19 protein-coding genes are annotated in these 18,416 nt (G+C 41.2%); 2 read left to right on the top strand and 17 right to left on the bottom strand.

Annotated features, from left to right (window positions below):
- Positions 1–17: 17 nt before the first annotated feature.
- The 15 genes from F8C76_RS04690 to F8C76_RS04620 form a co-directional block, all read right to left on the bottom strand.
- On the bottom strand, positions 18–1,655 hold the full coding sequence (locus F8C76_RS04690; RefSeq protein ID WP_152130674.1) for a serine hydrolase: 1,638 nt from the start codon (positions 1,653–1,655) through the stop codon (positions 18–20).
- Between the two features lie 112 nt (positions 1,656–1,767).
- Positions 1,768–2,601, bottom strand: coding sequence for a sialate O-acetylesterase (locus F8C76_RS04685; RefSeq protein ID WP_170283979.1), 834 nt, complete (start codon positions 2,599–2,601; stop codon positions 1,768–1,770).
- Positions 2,602–2,646: 45 nt separating this feature from the next.
- Positions 2,647–4,269, bottom strand: coding sequence for a M28 family metallopeptidase (locus F8C76_RS04680; protein ID WP_152130672.1), 1,623 nt, complete (start codon positions 4,267–4,269; stop codon positions 2,647–2,649).
- A 44-nt stretch (positions 4,270–4,313) separates the two neighbouring features.
- Positions 4,314–4,739: a hypothetical protein gene (locus tag F8C76_RS04675; RefSeq protein WP_152130671.1), complete on the bottom strand. Its 426-nt coding sequence runs from the start codon at positions 4,737–4,739 to the stop codon at positions 4,314–4,316.
- 187 nt (positions 4,740–4,926) lie between these two features.
- Entirely contained in the window at positions 4,927–5,535 is a 609-nt protein-coding gene (locus F8C76_RS04670; protein ID WP_152130670.1) for a hypothetical protein, read from the bottom strand.
- Positions 5,496–5,993, bottom strand: coding sequence for a hypothetical protein (locus F8C76_RS04665; RefSeq protein ID WP_152130669.1), 498 nt, complete (start codon positions 5,991–5,993; stop codon positions 5,496–5,498). Before F8C76_RS04665 ends, F8C76_RS04670 begins: the two co-directional genes overlap by 40 nt.
- Entirely contained in the window at positions 5,990–6,427 is a 438-nt protein-coding gene (locus F8C76_RS04660; protein WP_152130668.1) for an acetyltransferase, read from the bottom strand. Before F8C76_RS04660 ends, F8C76_RS04665 begins: the two co-directional genes overlap by 4 nt.
- A gap of 41 nt (positions 6,428–6,468) precedes the next feature.
- Positions 6,469–7,233 carry a gluzincin family metallopeptidase gene (locus F8C76_RS04655; protein ID WP_152130667.1) on the bottom strand — a complete coding sequence of 255 codons (765 nt, stop codon included), beginning with the start codon at positions 7,231–7,233 and terminating at the stop codon, positions 6,469–6,471.
- Between the two features lie 84 nt (positions 7,234–7,317).
- Positions 7,318–8,550, bottom strand: coding sequence for a transglutaminase domain-containing protein (locus F8C76_RS04650; RefSeq protein ID WP_152130666.1), 1,233 nt, complete (start codon positions 8,548–8,550; stop codon positions 7,318–7,320).
- A gap of 13 nt (positions 8,551–8,563) precedes the next feature.
- On the bottom strand, positions 8,564–9,664 hold the full coding sequence (locus F8C76_RS04645; protein ID WP_152130665.1) for a serine hydrolase domain-containing protein: 1,101 nt from the start codon (positions 9,662–9,664) through the stop codon (positions 8,564–8,566).
- A gap of 70 nt (positions 9,665–9,734) precedes the next feature.
- Positions 9,735–10,871, bottom strand: coding sequence for a DUF4369 domain-containing protein (locus F8C76_RS04640; protein WP_170283978.1), 1,137 nt, complete (start codon positions 10,869–10,871; stop codon positions 9,735–9,737).
- A 122-nt stretch (positions 10,872–10,993) separates the two neighbouring features.
- Positions 10,994–11,617 (bottom strand): FISUMP domain-containing protein, encoded by a 624-nt coding sequence (locus tag F8C76_RS04635; protein WP_170283977.1) that lies wholly within the window; start codon positions 11,615–11,617, stop codon positions 10,994–10,996.
- A gap of 154 nt (positions 11,618–11,771) precedes the next feature.
- Positions 11,772–12,839 carry a ribosome small subunit-dependent GTPase A gene (rsgA, locus tag F8C76_RS04630; protein WP_152130662.1) on the bottom strand — a complete coding sequence of 356 codons (1,068 nt, stop codon included), beginning with the start codon at positions 12,837–12,839 and terminating at the stop codon, positions 11,772–11,774.
- A gap of 321 nt (positions 12,840–13,160) precedes the next feature.
- On the bottom strand, positions 13,161–13,820 hold the full coding sequence (locus F8C76_RS04625; protein WP_211372117.1) for a DMP19 family protein: 660 nt from the start codon (positions 13,818–13,820) through the stop codon (positions 13,161–13,163).
- Between the two features lie 152 nt (positions 13,821–13,972).
- Positions 13,973–14,425: a hypothetical protein gene (locus F8C76_RS04620; protein WP_152130661.1), complete on the bottom strand. Its 453-nt coding sequence runs from the start codon at positions 14,423–14,425 to the stop codon at positions 13,973–13,975.
- A gap of 394 nt (positions 14,426–14,819) precedes the next feature.
- On the opposite strand from F8C76_RS04620, the gene F8C76_RS04615 reads away from it, so the two are divergent.
- Complete coding sequence (locus F8C76_RS04615; RefSeq protein ID WP_152130660.1) at positions 14,820–15,101, top strand: hypothetical protein; 282 nt, start codon at positions 14,820–14,822, stop codon at positions 15,099–15,101.
- Positions 15,102–15,401: 300 nt separating this feature from the next.
- Here F8C76_RS04615 and F8C76_RS04610 read toward each other — a convergent pair whose 3' ends face one another.
- The gene (locus F8C76_RS04610) at positions 15,402–16,106 is read right to left on the bottom strand and encodes a hypothetical protein (protein ID WP_152130659.1); all 705 of its coding nucleotides are present in this window, start codon (positions 16,104–16,106) and stop codon (positions 15,402–15,404) included.
- Between the two features lie 267 nt (positions 16,107–16,373).
- Here F8C76_RS04610 and F8C76_RS04605 point away from each other — a divergent pair, with 267 nt between their 5' ends.
- A complete protein-coding gene (locus tag F8C76_RS04605) occupies positions 16,374–16,553 on the top strand; it encodes a hypothetical protein (protein ID WP_152130658.1) in 180 nt (59 codons plus the stop codon).
- Positions 16,554–16,567: 14 nt separating this feature from the next.
- Here F8C76_RS04605 and F8C76_RS04600 read toward each other — a convergent pair whose 3' ends face one another.
- Positions 16,568–18,325, bottom strand: coding sequence for a tetratricopeptide repeat protein (locus tag F8C76_RS04600; protein WP_170283976.1), 1,758 nt, complete (start codon positions 18,323–18,325; stop codon positions 16,568–16,570).
- Between the last annotated feature and the right edge of the window lie 91 nt (positions 18,326–18,416).

Below are 18,416 nucleotides of genomic sequence, written 5' to 3'. Positions count from 1 at the left end.
GCAAATCTCTATTTCGGTCATTCCACTTTTTTGGCTTCGTGATCGCCTCCTTGGTGGAGGGTCAAACTGTTCACCTCTCCATTTTCATCTTTGTTGAATGTTAGCTTGATGTCCGCATTTACCAAACTGAATTTGTTCTCTTCAAATGGAATGATTTCATTTTTCCCCTGTCCCGTGGCCTGGGCAAATATCGTATCATCTTCCTTAAAGATCGTGATGATGAAGTTTGGAGCCAGTTCGTATTTGCCAAGGTAGGTATCGGTAACGGAAGCATCTAGTTCTATTTTGGTCAGGGTTGGGATGGGCAACTCGGTACGTTCCAAATCCATGTCGTACCCCGTACCCTTTGCGGTAACAGAAGCAATAGTATTATTGGCGTCCCGGATAAAATGAAGCGTGGTAACGCCGCCTCCTTCAAAGAAGAACTTGTCCTTTTCAAAAGGGGATATCTTGAATTTGCTCCCCCCGGTCCTCATGGAAAAAAGTTGTCCGTCCTCAAAGGTGATGATACGTTGGTTTTTCTTATCCGGTCCATACACCGCCTCATAACTTCGCATAACATCTTCAGGCAGGGTTATCGGTTTCCATGAAAATGGCTTTCCAATGGCCATTGCCGCCATTTTTGTGGCGATGTCCCCAGGAGAGTTACAGTTGCAATTGGAAAACACCGCAACGAACAACTTTTCTTCCGGCAGGAATATGGAACTGGTTAAATACCCGTTGATTCCCCCTCCGTGGGATATCATTGGGCTTCCTTGGATATTGCCAACTCCCCATCCATAGCCATATCCTGTTTTTTCACCATTGTTCAATTGGTAGGTAGATTGTGCTTCGATCCTTGAGGCTTTGGAAATGACCTTGTCTTCCATGACCGAGCTATACCATTTATAAAGATCATCAACGGTGGAAAGCAACGACCCGGCCGCATAGGGCTGTGTCATGCTCAAGAAATCGGCATTGATAAGTTCACCATCCCTTTTGTCGTACCCATACGCCCTATCCTTGATGATTCTGGAAGGGGAACCGTAGTAGGAATTGGACATTTTCAACGGTTTAAAAAAGGTGCTGTCAATATAGGTTTCATACGTTGCGCCAGACACCACCTCAATGATATGGCCGAGGATAAAATAGGCCGAATTGTTGTACCGCCATTCTTCCCCTGGATCAAAATCCATGGGTTGATCCTTGAAGAAATCTATCAATTCCATGGGGGTGAAATCTTTTTTCCGGACTTCGGCATCCCAGGTTTCCATTCCGGTGTAGCTCTTGATTCCGGAGGTGTGGGTAAGTAAGTGCTTTATGGTGATTTGATGTCCGTGGGTAGGGTAGTCTGCAATGTATTTGGTGATATCATCATCCAAGCTCAGTTTTCCTTCATCCCTGAGCTTCAAGATAGCGGATGCCGTGAACTGTTTGGTAATGGATCCTATCCTGAAGACATTTTCGGGTTTCATTTTTACGCCGAGTTCCATGTTGGCCATCCCAAAAGCCTTACGGTACAAAACCTTACCGTTTTTAACGACCAAGGCCACCGCACCGGCCTCATCTGCCTTAAAAACTTTGGTCATGAGCGAATCAAATTCCGCACTGGGGTTTTGGGGCAGGGCAATTTGAAAAAAGAATGCTGAAAGAATGGCGATTAAGGTCCTTTTCATTATTGACAGGTTTTAAAATTAGTGGCCCACAAAAAATAATCTTGTGGTAGGTGGGGGAAGATTGGATTTACGTTTTGAAGTTATGAATTTATGGTGAACAATCACATGTAGTTTAATCATGAATGGCATTCGTTTCTACTTCTATATGCTCGGTTAGTTTTTTCCCAAACTTGACCCCTAGGTTGATCTGTCCACTGGACGAATAGTGAAGGTCATCCTCCCATTTTTCCAAATCATCCGTGTCAATAAGATAGGTATTGGGCAATTCCTGAGTTATTTGCATTTGTGCACGAATGACAGTGTCAAGAGCTGGGTATCTATGCGGTGGGGGATTGACTTTTCCGAATATAATGGGCAATTCGGGACTCTTTAGGTCTTTTCTAATGGAGTTGACCAACGATGCAAAGTTTTGGTAATACTCCACCCCGGCTGCGGGAATTCGAGCGTCCCGCTCACCTTGCATCCAAAGTAAGGCCCTTGTTTTTACTTGGTGCCCTTGGGTCAGACTATCGGTTAGTGTGATCAATCTTTTGTACATGTTCCCAAATTCGGGATGTCCTGTGATTTCAGCTTTTTGTGCGTCGTAATTGGGTGACCAGTCCAGTAGGGAAGCTCCCCCAATGGCGTATTTAATCAGCAGAAATCTTCTGTTCGGATAGTTTTTGCTTAATTCCGTGGAGAGGCCAACTTCGGGTCCAAAATTACCTTGGGGAGGGCTCAGGTTCGGATTTGCACTAAAGTCGAATAAGGTTATATTGGGAAAGCTCATCGGTTCAAGATCTATGAGTTTTCCCTGTCCAACCATATTGGATTGACCTCCCATTAGGATCACATCATACTCCAACTGGTCCGATACCCCATCAGCATACTTGACTTTTGGAGTACTGGAACAACTCAAAAGAAGGGTGGTGGATAGGGTAATGACCAAGAATCGCAGTTGCGTCATTTTCTTTAAGCTTATGGGGTAATATGGTTTTACAATGCCCAGCATCTATTCCCGTGCAGCTTTAAACTCACTGCCATCGTACCATTTTGGGAAATAATCTTCATTGGCCAATTTGAATCCCACAGTAAAGAGTAATTGAAGGTCCAATTGTATTCCGCTCAATTCTGTGGTTTCCGGGTCGTATTCATCCGAGGGTTGATGGTATTTATACATACGATAGTGGTCATTGTACTTTTTGATGTCCTCAATGCTGATCTCAAATCCTTCGTAGGCACCACTTGCATATAGGGCGGGTATTCCAATTTTGGCAAAATTAAAGTGGTCCGACCTAAAGAAGTATCCTTTTTCTGCCTCTGGGTCAGGGATGACATACCTGTTCTGTTTTTCGGCAGCTTCCTTGGCATATTCATCCATTTCGGAATGGCCATAACCGGTAATGGTCAGGTCTTTCATTTTTCCCGGACTGTCCAGAGCGTCAATATTGATGTTCGCCACCGTTTTTTTAGGGTCGTAAATGGGGTTTTCCGCATAATATGCCGACCCCAAAAGGCCTTGCTCTTCCCCGGTTACTTCAATGAACACAATGGAACGCTTTGTGTCACCACTTTTCTTGAATGCTTCCGCTATGGCCAATAAGGCCGCAGTTCCGGATGCATTGTCCACCGCACCGTTATAAATGGAATCCCCATCAATAGCCTTGCCAACCCCAAAATGGTCCCAATGCGCTGAGTAGATGATATATTCATCTTTCCGTTCCGTTCCGGGCAATAATGCCACTACATTTTTGGAAACATCCTTTTTAATGGTATTGGTAATGCCCACCGAAACCGTTAGGTCCAACGGAATTGGGTTGAAATCTTTGTTACGGGCCAAGGTCTTGTAGTCTTGACCTTTCATGGAAGAAGCATCGAACATTTTTTGGGCACTTTCCCCACTGATCCATGATTCGACATTTAATAGGGGCAGATCGCTTTCAATGGTCAAGCGGGAACCGCTCCAGCCAGCTTCCACCACATTCCATCCGTACGCGGCCGGTTCGGTGTCATGGATGATGATGAGCCCATCGGCGCCTTGCCGGGCAGCTTCCTCATATTTATAGGTCCAACGTCCATAATAGGTCATTTCATTGCCTTTGAACAAGGTGGAGTCCCCGGATTTAAAGCCTGGGTCATTAATCAAGACGACAGCTGTTTTGCCCTTCCAGTCAACACCTTCATAATCATTCCATTCATATTCCGGGGCAACAATGCCATATCCGGCAAAAACAAGTTCCGAGTTTTCCAACCCCACTTCGGCAACGGGTTTATTGGTCGTGGCCACAAAATCCTTTAGGCGCTCCAAGTTTATGGAGGTGTTTTTCCCGGAAATCTCCATGTTTTCGGAAGGCGTTCCCGTAATTTCAACCATGGGAACATCTTGGAAAAAGCTATCGCCATTGCCCGGTAAAAGTCCCAATTTTTCAAATTCACCCTTTAAATAGTTTACGGTCTTTACCTCACCCTCCGTGAAGGGTTTTCTTCCCAAGAATTCATCCGATGCCAAACGTTCCATGTGGTGGCCGATGGTTGTTTGGTCCACTTCAACTGGGGTTGCTTCTGACTTTTTGTTGTTTTCACAACCGGCAAAAAGTATCGCTACCGCCAGAACTTTCAAATAACTCTTTATCATGGTCTTGTATGTTTAGGTTTAATCATTTCAATGTTTTACGTTCTTTATAGGTCCCATTTCCCTCCACTTCTGGTGAATTCAATTCCATTTTTCAAGCAGAGTGCGATCAATTGGGCAGGAGCATGAATTTTTGTAACATCGAAGAACGAAACAAATCTTTTTCCAGCTTTTGTATGGACCATAAGTTGACAATTTCTTCGAAAACCCAAGGAGAGATGGACTTTTTCAATATCCGAAAGGAGGATGTCCTTTTCCTGCTTGTCAATAAGACCAAACGGTCTTGAAATGGTCAATCTGTCTTCATAAAACTTAAATTCCCAAGCCAGAATACGCTTGGTCAGATGCACCATCAATACTAGGGCGGTAATTCCCACTACCATGACTTTCCATTTCCATGGTGCTTTTCCGTATGGTTCCACCAAATAAAAAAGCGATAGAATCAATGAGGCAGAAACCAATATTGCTCCCAAAGGGAACAGTACGTTTTGTTTTAAAATAAAAACTGGCTTGTCTTTCAAAATTGCACCGCAACTTGTTTATAGGATGCATTTTACATCACAATACCTACAAAATAAGCATAAAATCGATGCGATGGGACATCTTGGAACCTCACTTGATGGGAACAGGGATAGTTTTCCCATAAATGCAAGCTATAGGTCAAGAAAACGTTTTACTGGCCCTAGTTTTTTGGATTTTCCATACCGCCAAAGTGCAACAAACCTTTCCCTTATATCTGTCCTGTAGGGTGGGGAAGCTTCTGAAATCATTTATCCTGTTTAATTGACCAGGGAATTGGTTTTCAAGAGATAGAATTCGTTCGTCCAAATCTTTTTTTGATTCCCAACTATCAACCAACGCAACAAAGAATTTGTCATAGTTATCGTCCAGTTGATTTAATTTTTCAATATCAGAAGCATATGAATGGTAGTTATCCCTTACTTTAAGTTCAAAAGCATAGGTCCTTTTACCGGCTTTAAATGCGAAATCAGTCGGTCCCCCATTTCCAAAGTTTGTTTCCCTTATCCATTCCGTGCTGTGTCCAAAAATTGAAGCTTCCTCTCTCTTGATTTCTTTCCCTACGATAAAAGCGAGATACAGTTCAGGAGCGTAAAAAATTCCTTTTCCAGTTAAAGATGCTAAATCGGAATCCTCTTTTTCAATGATTTTATGGATGGTGTTGTAAAGTAAGCTATAATTCATTGATCCAATTGTTGATAACGGAAATTTCAGTCCGAGTGATTTACTTCTTTGTTGACTTTTACCCATTCCACTCGATTATCAATGTCCTTTTCCACGGGACTGATCATCATAAATAAGTCGGTCAGATAGGTAACCTCCACAGTTCTCTTGTTGTACCCCAAAGCGCCAACGTCCTGCATTTGAAGCTCTACTTTTTTAAAGTCCAAATGGCCATTTTGATAGAGCACTTTCTGTGTTTCCCAAGCTGATGAGGAATATAAAATGTTTAAAGGCCCGATGATCAAGATTCCTACCAAGGCCAATGTTGGAATTGCCAAGCCAATCATTTTTTCTTTCCTTGTTTTGAAAGCCCACAGGTTCCAAAGCAAGGTCAAGGGCGACAATGCCATGATCCCGAAATACGCAAACGACTTTATCGCCTGGCTTTTAATTTCAAAGGAAGTCAGCATGTCCAGAACAAAAAGTAGCAGGATCAGAATGAAAATTCCGTTAAGGATTCTCGATATGTATTTGGTAGTCGTCATTTTTTCAACGCCATATGTAGAATCGGGTAAGGTTTCCCGGAAGAATCCAGTTCGGAGCGACCAATGACTTCAAACCCACAATGTTTGTAAAACCCAACGGCCTGTTCGTTCTGTTCGTTCACATCTACTTTGGTGACATTGAGGTTTTCCATGGCGTGATCCAGCAATGATTTGCCTATTCTCTTACCACGGTGTTCAGGATCAATGAACAGCATTTCCAAATTCTGCTCCGCAGCACCGAGGAAACCCAAAATGTTGTTCTCGTCATTCCTCATGCACCTCAATTCCACGGCATCCAAATAGGTGTTCAGGATCAATGGTTTAAAATATTCGATGTCTTCTTCTTTTAAAAAGTGATGTGTAGCCCTGACGGAAGATTCCCAGACCCTTACCACTTCTGGATATTCCGTTTTATGTATTCTATCTATTTTCATATTCATAATTACCGACTATCTAGTGGAGGCAGCGTCTAGGTTCACTTCAAATATTTTTCCTGTACAAACCCATACCAATCCTTGCTGAATTGTTCGTCCGTTACACCAAAAGTCGTTTTTAAATTCCCGTAATTTTTGATCAGATCAACCCAATTATCTTGCCCATAGTTGTCCAAAATGTATTCCACAATGGTATAGCCACAGCTATAAATTTTTCCGCCTTTTGTGCGATTGTTCAACTCCGAAAGACTTGGATATTGTCCATTGTTCAAATAGGGCAGTGTTCGGGGCTCCACAAACTGTTTGGCTTCATAGACGCTTATGGCTTCCCACAACCATACGGGGAAGGACATGAATTTCTTGTCGAAAGTCTTGGAGTCTACAGGTTGTGTTTCATGGTCCAAAAGCAGTTTCAGGGTAACGGCATGGACAAATTCGTGTACTGCGGTTTTGTTTACGTCACTTTCTCCCCATGCCTGTTCCAAAAAATGAAGCTTGGAGATTCCTTCTATGCTTCCGGAAGCCCCCCAGTTCCCTGTTGCCTTTATATACCGCCATCGTTGGGCATAAATATTGGTTTCAATGGTAGGGTAAGGTTGTGTTTTTAGGTCGTTACCTATTCTAGAATAACTGTTTTCCAGAGTTTCACCAAGTTCGGCAATTGCCGTGGAGTCCATACTACTGCTAAACCGTAATGTAAAGTGCTGGGTCTTCAGCTCATTTCTGCTCTCAGGAATGGAAGAGAGGACCAAAAGCGTCAGAACCAATAGTGCCGATATTATGAGTGCTTTTCTAAATTTTTGCATTTATAGTGTTGTCAGCTTATCATTGTTACTTCTTCAGCTCGGCACAAAACCACAAAGGGTCTTGGCCCATTGGCCATAGACGTTTTATTCATAGGGTACCCAAGGTCTCAAAGGTTTCCATTTTTTTAAATATCTATTTGCGTAATCAGTGTTTTTCACTATGGAGAGTTCAATCTCCAATAGTTTATACTCCATTTCAGCTATAAAGTCAATCAGTTCTTGTTTATGATTTACAGAGGACTTTAAGTGTTCTACATTTTTTCCTGAATATTCTAGTCCATTCAAAAGGTCCTTTGATTTTTTCAATTGATTTTTTCCTTGATAAAAATGGAGGTTTACTTTTTCTATGGTGCTTTTTATTTGTTGGTCATCAATTTTAGGATTACGAAACCCTTTATTCATGTAGCCGAAGAATATGTTGTTGAAACTAATACCCAAGTTGATTTCATCTTTGGCATCATTTGTCATATTGCTTATTCCATTGAAAATTGCAACCCACCGACCATATGTAAGGTTTTCAATTTGTTCCTCGCGTTCATTGATGTATTCCTGAATTAAACGATTTGTTATGCCCGATCTTTTAATGCGGGCGACCTTTTTCTTGATTCGAATTATTGAGTCCAGCTTGGTCATTGTTGCAATTGAATCCCTATAGTCAAAATCCCCACTAATGTTGAGTTTGGAGAAGTCCCTGTTTTTAAAATCCATGTTGTTGATTGGGTTGTCCAAAAACTGCCAAAGGGGGTCAAATGGCACATGGGTCTTTATCAGGTCCTTTGGAGGAATCAGGAAATAATCATCGGAAAATTCATGTACATAATCATCATTATGGTCTAAATATCCGGCGGCAAAAGTGTTATCAATAAAAAGGTATTGATTATTGATTTTAACAGCGTTCCAAGCATGGTCCAATTGCGAGATCTCTTTGGAATCCCATTCACGTGTATAACCAGATATTATGAAGGATTCAATTCCTATGGATTCACACATATGATGAAATAGCCGGGCATAATGCCCACAGATTCCCTTACGTGTTTTTACAGTTTCCTCTACCATTTCATCATAGGAACCATAATTGAAAACGCCATTTATTTGGCTCACATCATAGTGTATATTATGTGTTATCCATATGTGTAGAGCTCTTACTTTTTCATCTTCACCCTTCCATTTTGATGTTAAAAAATCGGTTATTTGGTGTGAACTTGTTAATGAGTCAGGAACATTTTTTGACTCTTTGTCAATTTTTTCATAATTGGGATTTCCTAAAACGTAGGTATGGGAAAAAATGAAAAGTAGAATATATAGATATTTGGTCATTTTATTGGAATTTTTATTCAATCGTTTCCATCAGTTCAGGGGCCAATCCTGCAATATGTGCGGTCAGTTTGCCAAGCGCGGAAATATTTGATAGAATAATGATACCATTTTTAGTTCCGGTGTTCAAGATCATGGAAGATGTATATCCGCCCGTACCGCCGTTATGCCAGTCCCAAACTTCACCAGAATCCGTTTTGATCAAGCCCCAAGCCAAGCCTGTTGAGTAATATTCGTCCACGGTAAAATGCTTTGCCCTGGTCAATTTTAATTCTTGGTTGATATCATCGAACTGGGCAATGGCAAATTTTGCCAGATCTTCAATGTTGGACAATATTCCTCCAGCACCCATATGCGCGGCCATATCCCAATTAGGGACTGGATTGCCCGTATCGTTCAATCCCTCTACAAGGATTTCCTTTATGCGGTCACGATTGGTTGTAGAGCTGGGCATGTGATATTTGGAAAATATTCTGGTCTGCATCAAATCTTCATATGTGGTATTGTCAATTTTCTCCAGCAGATAACCCAAAAGACCAAAACCCAGATTGGAGTAGGAGGACGCTGTTCCTGGTTCACCGATCAGTTCCAGCTTTTCGGTAAGGTAAAGTCTCAATTTATCTTCTTCGAAGTCCTTGTACGGATTCTCCAAACTCAGATCTGGGGAGCTTAGGCTGATCGGTACACGGGGCAGCCCCGAGGTATGGGTCGCCAGTTGTTTGAAAGTAATCTGAACATTGTTCTTCAGCGAAAAATCAAGATATTCATTAATAGGGTCATCAAGGTGGATTTTCTGGTCCACAACTAAATCGGCAAGTAAGGTGGCCGTAAAAACCTTGGTGATGGAGCCTATTTCGAAAACTTTCCCTGAATTGTCATAGGGTATAACCAAATCTTTTTCCTTTTTGAACCCCAAAAAGTGTGCGTTCCCATTTTCAATTAGTGCAATTGATAATTGTGCTTGGTTGGGGAGTGTGTCCATGCAATGGGTAATGAGCTCTGATTGCTTTTCTGAGAGATGGATCTTCTCCGTCTGTTTCGTTGTTGAGGTTTCCAATTGTCCATGTCCAGAGAAATATGTTAGCGCAAAAAATGTTATCCAGAGGTAGTTTTTCATAGGATTATTAAAGTGTATCCCCCGTTTATTTGATCAATGAAACTTTGTTTTGGTTCTCTGTCACTATGGATCATAATCCTTGTTGTGGGCCGTTTTGTTTTTCCAATCTTTCAAGGATACTGCCTTCACGGTAACCAGTCCATTTGTCAATAATTGTTCCTTCCGGATTTATTAAAACGAAGGTTGGTATTCCTTGAACCCCATATTTGATTGATGTTTCGCTATACCTGCCTTTTCCATCGTAAATACTGTTCCAGGTGACTTTATCCCGTTCCAAGGATTTTAGCCAAACCTCCTTTTTAGGGTCTTGGGTAAAACTGACTATTTTCAGGGAATCGGAGTGTTTTTCGCTTATTTCAACCAATTCGTCCGCAGCCTGGATACAGGGACCACAATACGCTGCCGTAAAGTCAAGAAGGGTATAGTCACCTCTAATATTTGAAAATTTCACGGTTTCTCCTTTTTGGTTCACTCCTTCAAAATCATGAAAGGTATCTCCAATCTCAGCGATATTCTCCCTTAGATATACTTCAACTACTTTGGCATATTTGCTCTCCTTTATTTCAGGGGTATAGCTATTGAATATTTTCTGTACAGTGTCTTTTGGCAATTTATTTTTTAGAAAGCCAAGTTGCATTACGCTTATATAAGTATTGGGATGGGATTTTACATAGTCAACTTGTGAAGCATCTGTAATACTGTCAATTTTTCTGATTTCCTTCCAAATTTCAGCCCCTGCTTCTTGTTGTTTTTCTTGGGGGAGTCCCAAAAAGACTTGGACCAAGGAATCTCTTTTTTTATTGTTCTCTTTGGTGAGGCTTTGTGCGTAAGCAAAATCTTCATGGGTTTTTGAACCTTTGACATCCACGTCCCAAGGAAAATCTGTAATATCTGCTTTGACAATGATATTCTCATTTCCAATAAGTAGATTGGTATAGATGAATTTTTTGTCCACGGTTGTGTTCAACCAGATATGCTCAGGTGGACTGGCCAAGTTTCCTTCAAACGCAAAGGTGTTGTTTTTGACTGTGGCACTATCAAAAACCGCATCGGTAGCCATGTTTCTCAGATAGAATGTGGTTCCATCGGGAAATCCGGTTACCTGTGCGGATATGGTGAACGTTTCCTCTTTGTTTTCTTTGTTGTTACAAGCACTTAGGGCAATAATAAAGGCTGTAATCAATGTTAATTTGGCGAATGTTTTCATGTTCTTCAATTGAGGTTGAATTTTTTCTATTGGCTCATATTGGTTTCGGATAAACATCAGTTACTTGCCTACAAGATACAACAATGTGGGAGTGAAGCCTTTATTGGACAACTCAAAATACGTCAATCCCGAACACAACGAACCGAGAGTCCACCAAGGGTTTTGACATCGTACCGGAACACTTTGGATTTGATGGACATGTCAGGGCCACCATAACTGATGTCCCATCCCCATACTTTACCATTTACACCGGCAGAAGTGGACGACCACCAGAAAGCGAAATACCCCAAGACGTCATAACCATTGTTTCTACGAATGCCTGCAGGAAGCGCATTGAACCCACTGCTGTTGGTGCCATTTCCACCTTCTTTCCAGCCATTGGTACTTTTTAGGGCCTCTCCGGCCTTATCCGTGCCGCCAAATTGGTCCACCAAAAGGGACCATTCGGTATCCGTTGCCAAATGCCAATCGCAGGGGCAGGCTTTTATTGCTGCTTCCCAAGTGTAGAGCAAGCCCAGTTCTTTTCGGTTGTCCTCATGGTCATCATACGCGTAACTGCCCGGCATTTTATAGTTGAGGTTTTGGGCCAACCAGGTATAGGTGGTGCCCGTAGAAGCGTTTTTAAAACTGATGGTCGCATAGGTCTGTCCATCGCGCGAGTCGGTAAAGGTACTTGTGGATTGTGCAATTCCCGCGCAGGCAAAAAGTAGAATGGAAATTAAGATGAAAATGTGCTGTATCCTCATGGTGTGTATGGTTTTGGCTTTACAGGACCACAAGAAATAATCTTGTGGGAGTAGGGGAAGCTTGGAATCCATGTCTCCAAAATACTCTAATTAAATGAAATAGCGGCTTGGATGGGCACCCAAACCGCTATTGCTTGTACACGTTTTGTTGTGCTTAGTACTTATTTGATTTTCTCAAATTTTTAAACTGCTTGACCATTTTTCCAAAATTCTTGTCCTTTTTGCGTTTTTCAGCTACAGTTGATTCAAAATGTTCTTTTTCCCGTTTCATTTTCAGGTAATTTTCATAGAACAATTTATCCACCTTTCCACTTTCAACGGCTGTCAGAATAGCACAATCCATTTCTATGGTATGGGTACAATCTTTAAACTTGCAGTTTTTGGATAGCTCAACAATTTCTTCAAATGTTTTTTCCAATCCCCCAACGGAATCTGAGATACCCACTTCCCGTATACCGGGATTGTCAATGATAATCCCACCATTTTCAAGAACTATCAATTCCCGGTGGGTGGTAACGTGCCGTCCTTTGTTCGTACTTGAGCTGATCGTATTGGTTTTCATCAGTTGTTTGCCCGAAAGATTGTTCAGAAGGCTTGATTTTCCTGCGCCTGACGAGCCCAACAAACAGTACGTTTTGTCCTTTACAATATATCCTTTCACTGTCTCGATTCCCTTTTGGGACGTATTGCTTATGGCCATAAGCGGTACGTGCTTCACTCTTTCTTGAACTTCTGATATCAAATCGGTCAGAGCAGTTTCGGAAATCAAGTCAATCTTATTGAGAATGATGATCGGTTGTACATTCGATACATTACAAATGGTCAGATACCTTTCTATTCGATTGATATTAAAATCCCTGTCCACAGCCTGTACGATAAAAGCAAAGTCAATATTGGTCGCTATGACCTGATTTTCCCCTTTTTTGCCAACGGCCTGCCTTTTAATAATGGTTTTTCTGGGCAAAATGGCGTGTATGAGCACTTTATGGTCATCATATTCAGAAATGGCGACCCAATCGCCCACAGCGGGAAAATCTTCACGAGAATTTGCGGTATATCGTAGGTTCCCTGTGATTTCTGCCTCAAATTCACCGTTTTCCGTTTTAACCATATATCTCTCCTTGTGCTCTGAAATAACTCTCCCGATTCCAAAGTCTAAAAGGTTATGTTGGATCCTTAGTTTTTCTATGTTGTTGTTATATCCAAAATGTTCCAATTTCATATTCTGTGTGTTTAAACCATTGCAAACACTACGGTATTTATATTCATATAAATACAAAAGCGTCCACAATGCCTGTGATTAGTTGTAAAATGTAAATAGATGGTACTACCTCAGATGGTTACCTGAGGAAAAGAAGGGAGATAGTCAAAGAAAATTGACTATCTATTTTACAATATCCGAATATGATATTACAGCTGTACGGAACATAAAATGTATTGGGGTACAAAATTACGAATTTCCTTTATAAAGGCAGTGTTTTTGTATTAAGCCCAACGGTTTGGGTATGGTGCGTATCCCGAAGGATATACACTATACATTTTGTTACCTGCTCTTTTCTTTTATAAATTCTTCCTTGTTTTTTCTAATAAACACTATTTGCAGGCTATCTAAATTTTCAGATTCTTCAAGCTCATAAAATTTGTCGTCTAAATCGTTCAGAGGATTATCTTCATAGGATTCACTAAAGCTCTCAATTGTTCCATTATCCTTTGATTCAAGTTTGTCCTTAATTTCTGAATAAGTCTTATTTGCTTTTTCAACTAATTCAGCAAATTTTCCTGCACCAATAAAGTCCAGTCCGTATCTTGCCATTTCTGAAAACTGACCACTCGAATTATAATAGAATTGATTAAATCCTCCGTTGTTAACTTCTGCCTGCAACATCCAAATTGAAAAGATTGCTTGTTGTCCTTTCGTAAGCTTTGAGATTTTGTCCAAGGTATATTGCTCTCCTTCTTCAAAGTTGGTTTCTATGTTATCAAATATGGTTTGTAGCAACTTATCATCTTCTGTGTTATCAATAATTTCAGATGTTAAAGTCTTATAGATTTTTCTATTGTTGAACTCCTCGAACGATTTGTCGATTAAATCCTGTATTTCTTGGTCCATTTCAGATTTTGAATCAGTTTTTTTGTCCGACTTACAACCAAAAAAGCTAAAAAGTCCCATAATTATTATTCCTATTAAGTTTATTAGTTTCATTCGTCAATTGTGCTTAACAGTCTCGGCTATGAGTAGTTGTGTGGTTTAGCGGTTAACTTAGCAAGTACGCACCAAACTGAAAATCTATGAGGATTTTCGGAAGTAGGCTATAATGGTGCTATTACGTATAGCCATTGTTGTGTGGCGTTTTTTTATCTTTTTTCTGCGTATTTAAACTTGTCAAAATTTTTAGGAAACTCATTTGTCAATTCTAATTTATTTGATGTAATAGTCGGTTTTATTTTTATGATTTTTGTTTTGTCATCTACTTCAATTTCGTGTTCACTTCTCATATTCACAACATCAATGTGTAAAACTTTGAATTGGTGTTTTCCTTTTTTGAGGTTTATAATTACATATTCGCTTGGTCTAATTTGTCCGAGAGGTTTTTGGTCAAGCCAGATATTTAATCGAGCGGTATTGTCCATTTTGTGCAAAATATTTGCTCCATTATAAATCAAAATATTTCCATTCCCTAAATCATTTAATTCTACGTTTTCAATGTCAGTTTTAATGAATGTATATTCCGATGTAATAGGTTTCAAAGCACAGGAATTGATCAGAAAAATGCTTAACAATATGATTACAATTCTAATGTTTCTCATTTTAAAGTTTATTTGGGTTTTAATGACACACAACTTGTTTATATAAGCATAAAATACATCTATATACCTCAATATAGGCATAAAACTAGTGTAATGGGTCATCCTTTATTTCTGCATGACTAAGGTATGGCTCACTAATTCCCCCCGTTCCTTTCTTATAACCAACTTTTTAATCCCAACGATTTCAAAGAGTTATCAACTGCATTGCATTTAAAGTGTATATTTGCCATGTCAACACATTTTAACAATCTCGCAATGCGAAAACTTCAAAATCGGTTTAAACAAAAGAAACTGGGAAGGCATACGGGTGCAAGTCCCGAGACCTATCTGAGCATTGCTTGGAATGTGTTGACGGTGACCTTCCCTCTTTGTTTAATTTTTAATCTTCTTACGTATGTCAACACAAGATGGTCAAAAAAACTGCCCCTGTAGCACGCAGGGCGGTGCCGAAAATGAGGTAAAAATCACCCCCAAATTTTCCAAAATGCTAAGTCCAGCTCAGGTACAACTGTTGGACTACGCCCATTATCTGGATGCCCCGGAATTGGTCAAGTCCCTAAAACTGGTGCACGACACCACCCTGTACCACACCCATGAACCTTTGGACGAAGCGGAAAAGGACGCTCTTTTCAACATCAAGGGGCTGTGGGAGTGTCTGGAACAGATTACGGAGTGATTTTAGGGGATAGGAGGCCGGTGGTCATTTCGAAGCCTGTCCCGAGCTTGCGAGGGATCTAGGGAATGTGAGAAATCTATTTTTTTGGGATTTCTCAATCGTCGTTCCACTCCTCATATCGAAATGACTTGGGACCGGTTTTCTTATTTGTGTTTTGGCTTTCCAATACGAATGGCACCAATGTTCACGAATTGCAATGGCCTCGTCATTTCGAACTGACCAAAGGGAGTGTGAGAAATCTATTTTTTGGGATTTCTCAATTGTCGTTACCCTCCTCATATCGAAATGACGTTTGGGCCGCTACAGGAAGGGTTTTACAAAAATGGCAATGAGGAGATCCATAAAACCGGCCCCGATGGGGGACAACCAGAAATGATCGGCCAAGAAGAAGATGCCCAAAACAAGCATGGGGGAAACCAGATCTACCCATACCGCTTTCTTGAGCTTTGCCCAATCAAAGCCGAACAAGACCAAAGCGGGGAACATCTGCACGCCTTTGTTGAACAGTTGGCTCTCCTGCAGGCCCAGATCATAGGAAAACCGGAAAATGGCGGCTCCCATGAGCATCACCATACAGCCCAACATCAACCGTTTGTGCAAAAATGCGTTTTTCCGCTTGGCAAAGGCCACTCCAAACAGGGCATAGGCAGATAGTAGCCGAAACACATTGTGCCCGGCCGCATCAATGGGGATAATGCCCGCATACATTTTGTAGATGGAGGGAAAAAGACCAGTGGGTACCATTACGATCATGACCGCTAGCCCGAACATGCCCAAGAATATATGTGTTTTATAGCTTCGGAATCGGATCAGGAAAATCTGCACGGCGTACAACAAGATCCAAATGGAAAAAACAACCCCATGGATCACCAGATGTATGGGCAAGGGGTCTGTGTTTCCAAAATAGCTGGGAAGGTAGAAGGAATGGGCAAACCCCCAAAATACGTTTAGGACGAACCAAACCGCGGAAAAGGCAAAAAACTGATTTTCTGACGAGACTTTCATACCCTACAATAGCTTGATACTGAAATGACTATCGGGGGATACGGACAAGTTCGCACATTTTGCCCGAATCACCAACAGTTATGTTCGGGCAGGAGTTATTTTTCCATTACTTAAGGTGAGTACCTGTAGATTTGAGGGCATGTCTCGTCCACGAGTTTGTGGTCTTTCTTGGCCCAACTTCAATTTTTTGTAAGAATATAATGCGTGGTTTGGAGGTTGTTTCCTATTTTGTAAAGTGTTATATTTCAACATAAAACAAACATAATTATGATGACTCTTATTTCTAAGTTCAAGTATGTATTTCTTCTGGCTGTGGTGTCCATGTTTGTGGTTTCCTGTACCGCCGATTCCGTAAAAGACACTGAAGACACCTTCCAAATGCTACAAGATCAGTCTTCGGACTCTGGCAGTTCGGGCAGCAGTAGCAGGCCCAATAGCATGGGATGATTTCGGAAAGCTAATTAAAGCGAGTTCAAGAAATCATTTAGGTCTGTATCCTTGTCCAGCCTTAATTTCTTTTTGAGGCGGTATTTGGATTTTAGGATACTGTCCGGCAGCACGTTCAGGGTGGCAGCAATTTCCTTGGTAGTAAGGTTCATGCGCAAAAAGGCAGCCAAGCGTATCTCCTTTTCCGAAATATCGGGATAGAGCGTCTTGAGTTTTTGATCAAAGTCGTTGTGCACTTCGGCAAAATAGGTCTTGAAGATTTCCCAGTCCTTGTCCGAGGCATTTTCCTTTCTCAACAACATCACAATGCGGCGGAACTCTGTCTTGAACTTTTCGGGGGATGCCTTTATGTTTTCCAGATTTTCCTTGAGTTCTTGGATAAAGGTGTTTTTCTGTACCAAATGCAGGGTCTGGCTGGCCAGTTCCTTCTTTTTGTGCGCGATTTCCTGCCTATAGATTTCTTCTTGTTTTTCGCGGGCGATATGGTTTTTCTTCATCCGCTGCCGAAACCCGAAGAACAACAACCCACTAACAGCGATAAAGGAGAACATGCCCCCCGCGTAGAGACCCTTCGTGAGCCGGTCCACTTTGGCCCTTTCGTTCAGGGTATTGATCTCTTCCTGTTGCAGGGCGATCTCGGCTTCTTTTCTCTCGGTTTGATACCGAATTTCAAGCTCATTGATTTTTTCAATATTTTCCGTGCTCATAATTTCATTGTTGAGCTCGGCGTATTTTTTGTGTGATTCCAAAGCCTTTTCCAACATGCCTAGTTTATGGTACACCCTTGATAGGTGAAGGTGGCTTTTGATCATTAGTTTTCTTGCTCCGGCCTCTTCCAATTTTTCCAAAGCCTTTACTTGCAGTTCCAAGGCCTCTTTAAGTTTGCCCTGATGGTATTTGGTCACGCCAAGGTTGCGCATGGTTACCGCTACCAAGGTTTCTTCCCCATAATTTTTACTGATATCCAACGATTTTTTAAAGTAGACCTCCGCTTCATCAAAGTCATCGTTCTGCATTTTTATGATACCGAGGTTGTCATAAGCGGCAGCCAGATCATTGTGGCGGTTACTTTTCTTATAATACTCAATAGCCTCTTCAAAATAGGACATGGCCTCCTCGTTATTGCCAAGATCCTTAAGGTTCAATCCAATAAGATAGCGTATGTTGTAATAGTCGGCATCTAAGTCAAGACTGTCGTAGATGACCTCTGCTTTTCTGTACCAAGCAGTAGAAGCTTCGTAGTTTTTGAGGTCCCCTTGGGAATTGCCAATATTCCAATAACTAGCTGCCATTTTTTCGCTGTCCACGCCTATTTCCTCTTTGATTTTCAGGGATTTCATATGGCTTTCCAAGGAACTCACATAATCGCCAAGACTACGGTACGTATTTCCCATGTTGTTGAGCATGGCGCTCTCGCGTTCTTTGTTTCCTAGCAAGCGGTACAACTCCAATGCTTTTTTTAATAGGGGAAGAGCATCTTTTGGGTTGGAGTTTACCAGAAGAAAAACAGCATGCTCATTCGTGGTCTGGGCAATTAAACTGGTATCGTTAAGCTGTTGTGCAATTTGGATTCCCTCATCCAAATAGGGTTTGGCCAATTTAGGATCCACATACAAGTATTCCATAAACAATTCTCGCAGCGTTAACAACCGCTCTTCATCTACTTGTTCCTTAAGAGTTCCAACTAGGCTATCCACTCTTTGTTGGTCTTGCCCATAGAAGGTTGATGTGAAAGCAAGAAAAGCAAGGGACAGAAGTAATTGAGGTTTCATGTGGTTGATGGTTTGGTTTTTCAAGGTAACCATAAATAGAATATGATTTTAAGAGGAATAATGGCCTTGTCCATACGTTGTCCATGGTTGT

It is taken from the genome of Flagellimonas olearia, assembly GCF_009184425.1.
GTDB lineage: Bacteria > Bacteroidota > Bacteroidia > Flavobacteriales > Flavobacteriaceae > Flagellimonas > Flagellimonas olearia.
Note: the sequence above shows the minus strand (reverse complement) of the source record. Positions and strands in the feature narration are given on the sequence as shown.